Consider the following 393-nt stretch of genomic DNA (forward strand, 5'->3'; position numbering starts at 1 on the left):
CCATTAAACAACGCGCGCAGCAATAATGCTGCCAACACGCCATTATCGCCTGCGCGTGTGACATCCAGACAATAGAAAGCCAAATCATTTTCCGAAAGCGGCGCGATATCGAGTACCAGACCGGGCTTGTCTGCCGACACCAGTTGTCGATAATGAATACGGCAGTGCGACATTTCCTGTTGCACCGGCGGCTGTAATTCCTGCAATAGTCTTGAAGCGGCGATGGGATTACTGACCAGCGCATCCCAGTCCTCAAATAAACGCTCTTCCTCTTCCACGCGCGAACTGAACATCGCGGGATAGAGACAGGCGTAAACGGTCTCGCGCAGGCGATCGAAATCTTTTACTGGCTTTAACAGCACGTCCTGGACGCCAAGTCGCAACGCTTTAGCT

1 protein-coding gene is annotated in these 393 nt (G+C 52.7%); it reads right to left on the minus strand.

Translation table 11 applies throughout. The features are described 5' to 3' along the window. Positions 1–393: hypothetical protein (locus WCE05_RS26340; protein ID WP_368816888.1), on the minus strand; the 393-nt coding region annotated here is incomplete at both ends.

The organism is Pseudomonas sp. I2, from assembly GCF_040984075.1.
GTDB lineage: Bacteria > Pseudomonadota > Gammaproteobacteria > Pseudomonadales > Pseudomonadaceae > Aquipseudomonas > Aquipseudomonas guariconensis_B.